Raw genomic sequence first — 5721 nt, 5'->3', positions numbered from 1 at the left:
GTCCGCGCCACCTGCGCCGCGAACAGCTCCGGCACCAGCACAGCCCCAAGGTCGACCTCGGTGGCGTTCCACTCCTCCAGCACCCGACGCCGCTCGTCCTCACCAAGGACCTCAAGGGTGCTCAGCCGGACCTGCGGATCGGCGACCAGCAGGCCCAGGACGCGGACGAAGCGCTCGCGCAGACCCGTGACGGTGTCCCGGTCGAACAGGTCCGCCGCCCCGACCACCTGGCCCCGGACACCGGCCGGTGCGCCCTGCTCGTCGTAGGTCTCGGTGAGCCGGACCTCGACGTCGAACTTCGCCACGGCGGCGGTCTCCGAGGACGTGCCGCCTCCTTGCGCGCCGGGGAGGTCGAGGACCGCCTCGGCGTGGTTCTGGAGGTCCAGTTGGACCTGGAACAGCGGGTGTCGGGCCATCGAGCGCGACGGCGCCAGCTCCTCCACAAGCCGCTCGAACGGCACCTCCTGGTGTGCCAGGGCCGACAGACTCGTCTCCCTCACCCGGTCCAGAACCTCGCGGAACGTCGGGTCGCCGGTCAGGTCCGTGCGCAGCACCAGCGTGTTGATGAAGAAGCCGACCAGGTCGTCGAGAGCTTCGTCCGTGCGGCCCGCGTTCGCCGAGCCGATCGGGACGTCCGTGCCTGCCCCGAGGCGCGACAGCGTCATCGCCAGTGCGGCCTGGAGCACCATGAACACGGTGACGCCCTCGGCGCGGGCAACCTCCACGAGCCGTGCGTGCACCTCGGCCGGGATTTCCACCGGCACGCGGTGTCCGACGTGGGACGCGACCGTGGGACGCGACCGGTCGAAGGGGAGCGCCAGCTCCTCCGGAGAGTCCGCCAACGCTTCCCGCCAGTACCCCATGTGTCGTGCGATGACGCTGTCGGGGTCGGCCTCGTCGCCCAGCAGCTCGCGCTGCCACAGCGCGTAGTCCGCGTACTGCACCGGCAGCGGCGTCCACCCCGGTGCCTGGCCCGCGCTCCGTGCCGCGTAGGCCGTGGACAGGTCGCTGGCCAGGGGGGCAGTCGACCAGCCGTCGCCCGCGATGTGGTGGAGCACCACGGCCAGCACGCACTCGCCGGGTCCGGCCTCGAACAGCGTGGCCCGGATCGGCGCCTCGTCCGAGAGGTCGAAGGCGTACGCCGCCGCCTCGGCCACGGCGGCGTCGAGCTCGGCGGGCTCCACCTCGACGACACTCAATCGCCAATCGATGTCACCTGGTTCGATCACCTTCTGGTACGGCGCGCCGCCCTCGGCCGTCGGGAAGACGGTCCGCAGGACCTCGTGCCGCCCGATCACGTCCCGGAAGGCAAGACCGAGCGCCTCCCGGTCGACGTCATCAGCCATCCGCAGTGCGAACGGGATGTTGTACGTCGAGCTCGGCCCCTCCAACTGGTCGATGAACCACAGCCGTTGCTGGGCGAAGGAGAGCGGCACCAGCTCCGGCCGCTCCCCTGCCGTCAGCGCCGGCCGTGCCTGCCCGGCGCCCGCCAGGCCGGCCGCGAGACCGGCGACGGTCGGGGTCTCGAACAGGGCCCGCAGCGTCACCTCGACGCCCAGGACGGTACGGACCCGGCTGATCAGACGCACCGCGAGCAGCGAGTGGCCGCCGAGGGCGAAGAAGTCGTCGTCCACGCCGACCTCGGGAAGGCCCAGGACTTGCGCGAACACGCCGCACAGCAGTTCCTCCCGCAGGTTCGAGGCGCCGCGCCCGGCTCCCGCCTTGCCCGCCGAGTAGTCCGGCGCGGGCAGGGCCCCGCGGTCGAGCTTGCCGTTGACGTTCAGCGGCAGGGCGTCCAGGACCACCACCGCCGAGGGGACCATGTACGAGGGCAGTCGGTCGCTGGCGAACTCGGCCACCTTGGCGGGCAGTTCACCCTGCGCCGCACCGTCGTTCGGGACGACGTACGCGACCAGGCGCTTGTCCCCCGGCACATCCTCGCGGGCGATGACGACCGCTTGCGCGACCTCCGGCTGGGCGGCGACCGCCGACTGGACCTCGCCGAGTTCGATCCGGAACCCGCGCACCTTGACTTGCTCGTCGGCGCGGCCGAGGTACTCGATCTGGCCGTCTGCGTTCCAGCGCACCACGTCACCGGTGCGGTACAGGCGACCACCGTCCGACGAGAACGGGTCGGCGACGAACCGCTCACCCGTCAGCTCCGGACGCCCCAGATAGCCGCGGGCCAGCCCCGCACCCGCGATGTACAACTCACCCGCGACCCCGGCAGGGACCGGGGACAGGCTGCCGTCCAGAACGTAGACCCGGGTATTGGAGATCGGCCGGCCGATCGGGACGACACCCTCCACCTCGGCATCCGCATACCAGGCCGTCGTGTACACCGTCGCCTCGGTCGGACCGTAGATGTTGGCGACCCGGGCGCCGGGGACCGCCGTACGGATTCCGGCAACCGCATCCGCCGTCAGCGCCTCACCGGCCAGGACGACCGTACGCGGACGGGCCTGGATCTCCCCTGCGGCCACCATCTGCGCGAACGCCGACGGCACACCACTCACCAGGCTGACATCACCCACACCCGCATCCGCATCGGCCAGAGCCAGCAGATCCGGCACCACTTCCACACTGCCACCCGACACCAGCGGACCGAACAACTCGAAAACCGAGACATCGAAGTTGAAGGACGTGGACACCAGCACCCTGCGGAAGTCCTCACCCGAGAACTCCGCCACAGCCCAACCCAACAACCCCGCCACCGACCGGTGCTCGACCACCACACCCTTCGGCCGCCCGGTCGAACCCGACGTGTAGATCACATACGCCGGATGCTCCGGCCGGATCACCACCCCCAGCGGACCATCCTCAACACCAGCCAGCTCGACCTCATCCAGCACCACCACAGCAGCGCCCGACTGCGGCACCACCGCCACAGTGCCCGTCGAGACCAGCACCACCACCGGCTTCGCGTCGCCGAGCATGTAAGCGATCCGCTCCGCCGGATAACCCGGATCGATCGGCAGATACGCACCGCCGGCCTTCAGCACCGCCAGCAGCGCCACCACCGACTCGACACCGCGCTCCAGACACACCCCCACCAGCGACTCCGGGCCCACACCCTTCGCGACCAGATGACGGGCCAACCGATTGGCACGCGCGTCGAGTTCTGCGTACGACACCTCCACACCGCCCGAGACCACCGCGACCGCCTCCGGCGTCCGCGCCACCTGCGCCTCGAACAGCTCCGGAACGGAACCGGAAACCACCTCGGCAGCCGTGTCGTTCCACTCGCCGAGGAGCAGTCCTCGCTCGGCATCGTCGAGCACGTCCAGCGCGCCCAACCGCAGCTGCGGGTCGGATGCCAGCCGCTCCAGGACCCGCACCCAGCGAGCCGCGAGCCGTTCGGCCGTCTCCATGTCGAACAGGTCCGCCGAGGCGACCACCGAACCGCGCAGCCCCGCCGGGGCGCCCTGCGCGTCGAACACTTCCGACACCGACGCGTCCAGGTCGAACTTCGCCGCCGTCGTGCCGGCCGTCACACCACCGGTCCGCACGCCTTGCAGGTCCAGGACCGCCTCGGCGTTGTTCTGCACCTGGAGCATGACCTGGAACAGGGGGTGCCGCGCCATCGACCGGCTCGGGGCCAGCTCCTCTACGAGCCGCTCGAACGGCACGTCCTGGTGGGCGAAGGCGGACAGGCTCGTCTCCCGTACGCGAGCGAGCACCTCCCGGAGTGTCGGGTCGCCGGTCAGGTCCGTGCGCAGGACCAGCGTGTTGACGAAGAAGCCGACGAGGTCCTCCAGCGCCTCGTCAGTACGGCCCGCGTTCGCCGAGCCGATCGGGATGTCGGTTCCGGCGCCCAGCTTCGACAGCAGCATCGCGAGTGCCGCTTGGAGCACCATGAACGTGGTCACGCCCTCGGCCCGTGCCAGCCCCACGAGGCGTGCGTGCACGTCGGCCGGCACCATCAGCGCGATGTCGTGTCCCCGGTGCGAGGGAGCCGCCGGCCGGACGCGGTCGACCGGAAGCGCCAGCTCCTCGGGAGCACCGGCCAGGGTGTGACGCCAGTAGTCGATCTGCTGGGAGATCAGGCTGTCCGCGTCGCCCTCGTCGCCGAGCAGCTCCCGCTGCCACAGCGCGTAGTCCGCGTACTGCACCGGCAGCGGCTCCCAATCGGGCGCCCGGCCCGCGCGCCGCGCCGCGTACGCCACCGACAGGTCACGCGCCAGCGGGCGCTTCGACCAGCCGTCGCCGGCGATGTGGTGCATCGCCAGGACGAGCACCCGCTCGTCCTCCCCGGCGGCGAACAGCCAGGCGCGGAGCGGCGCTTCGGCCGCGAGGTCGAAGGCGTACCCGGCTGCCGCGGCGACCGCGTCCTCCAGCTCCTCCGGAGCCACCTCGACCAGGGGCAGTTCCCAGCACAGTTCGTCGATGCCGATGATCCGCTGGCAGGGCTCGCCGTCCGCGACCTCGAAGACCGTACGCAGCACCTCGTGCCGCCCGATCACGTCCCGCAGCGCCGCTTCCAGCGCCTCCCGGTCCACATCACCGCCGAGGCGCAGCGCCACCGGGACGTTGTAGACCGCGTTCGGGCCTTCCAGCTGCCTGATGAACCACAGCCGTCGCTGGCCGTACGAGAGCGGGATCCGCTCGGGGCGTTCCCCGGCCGTCAGCGCGGCCCGTGCCGTACGGGCACCCGCCAGCCGGTCCGCCAGGCCCGCCACCGTCGGCGCCTCGAACAGCGCCCGGATCTCCACCTCGACCCCGAGGACCGAACGGATCCGGCTGACCAGCCGCACCGCCAGCAACGAGTGACCGCCCAGCTCGAAGAAGTCGTCGTCGACACCGACCTCGGGCAGGCCCAGGACCTCGGCGAAGGCCAGGCACAGGATCTCCTCCTGCAACGTGCCCGCCCGACGCCCACCCGACGCCAGCGACGAGGAGTAGTCCGGCGCCGGCAGCGCCCTGCGGTCCAGCTTGCCGTTCCCGGTCAGCGGCAGCACGTCCAGGACCACGACCGCCGACGGAACCATGTGCTCCGGCAGCCGCTGCCCCGCGAACTCCCGCAGCACGCCCGGCAGTGCGTCGTGCGCCCCTTCGACATCCGACGGCACCACATAGGCGACGAGCCTCCGGTCACCCGGGATGTCCTCCCGGGCGACGACCGCCGCCTGGTCCACCAGCGGGTGGCCGGTCAGCACGCCCTGCACCTCGCCCGGTTCGATCCGGAAGCCACGGATCTTGACCTGGTCGTCGGCGCGGCCCAGGAACACCACCTGACCGTCCGCCGTCCACTTCGCCCGGTCACCGGTGCGGTACATCCGCTCACCCGACTCGAACGGACTCGCCACGAACCGCTCCGCCGACAACCCCGCGCGGCGCACATAGCCGCGCGCCAGCCCGGCACCAGCGACATACAGCTCGCCCGCCGCGCCGGGCACGACCGGGTTCAGGTGCTGGTCCAGCACGTAGAAGCGGGTGTTCGCCACCGGAGACCCGACCGGGACCGCTTCCCCGGCCACCCGCTCCGCAGTCAGCCGCACGGTCGCCACGCCGATCGTGGTCTCGGTCGGCCCGTAGTGGTTGTGCACCTCCCGCTCACCGGCTGCCGCGATCAGCTCCCGCAGCCACAGCGGCGACGCGGCCTCCCCACCGAGAACCAACGACCGCGCCGGCAGGACGCCTTCGACGCCGCCGGCGGCCGACAGGGCGGCCAGGTGCGAGGGCACGGCCTTGACGTGGTCGATCCGGTGCTCGGCCAGATAC

At 71.5% G+C, this 5721-nt stretch carries 1 protein-coding gene; it reads right to left on the bottom strand.

Annotated features, from left to right (window positions below; translation table 11 throughout):
* Window positions 1-5721: amino acid adenylation domain-containing protein (locus tag ABZ576_RS34140; RefSeq protein ID WP_360749941.1), on the bottom strand; the 5721-nt coding region annotated here is incomplete at both ends.

The organism is Streptomyces sp. NPDC013455 (assembly GCF_040632975.1).
Taxonomy (GTDB): domain Bacteria; phylum Actinomycetota; class Actinomycetes; order Streptomycetales; family Streptomycetaceae; genus Streptomyces.
This window is presented reverse-complemented; position numbering and strand designations above follow the sequence as displayed.